The organism is Vibrio sp. YT-19(2023), assembly GCF_033337395.1.
The window spans coordinates 1-582 of the sequence record NZ_JAWOQN010000837.1; the positions used below are offsets into that span (position 1 = coordinate 1).

Annotated in this window: 1 protein-coding gene; it reads left to right on the forward strand. The window is 49.1% G+C overall.

Annotated elements, in window-relative coordinates; all coding sequences use genetic code 11:
• Positions 1 to 582: NADP-dependent isocitrate dehydrogenase (locus R7E78_RS28740; protein ID WP_318058963.1), on the forward strand; the 582-nt coding region annotated here is incomplete at both ends.

The window sequence follows — 582 nt, forward strand, 5'->3', positions numbered from 1 at the left end:
ACCAGCAGCACAAAAAGAAGAGATTGAAGCGGCAATTCAGGCGGTTTACCAAACTCAGCCTGAACTTGCGATGGTTGATTCGGATCGTGGCATCACGAACCTGCATGTCCCAAGCGACATCATTGTCGATGCATCTATGCCAGCAATGTTGCGTTCTTCTGGCCAAATGTGGGGTCCTGACGGCAAGCAAAAAGATACTAAAGCGATGATCCCAGATCGCTGCTATGCAGGTATCTACCAAGCAGTTATCGATTTCTGTAAAGAGCACGGCGCATTTGACCCGACAACAATGGGCAGCGTACCAAACGTGGGTTTGATGGCTCAAAAAGCAGAAGAGTACGGTTCTCACGATAAGACGTTTATCCTAGATGCAGCAGGTACAGTACGTGTGGTTGATGCTTCTGGCGCAGTGCTGCTTGAACAGGCGGTAGAAGAGGGTGACATCTTCCGTATGTGTCAGGTAAAAGACGCGCCAATTCAAGATTGGGTGAAACTTGCAGTGACTCGCGCACGTGCGACAGGCGTTCCAGCTGTATTTTGGCTAGATGAAAACCGCGCACACGATGCAGAGCTTATTAAAAA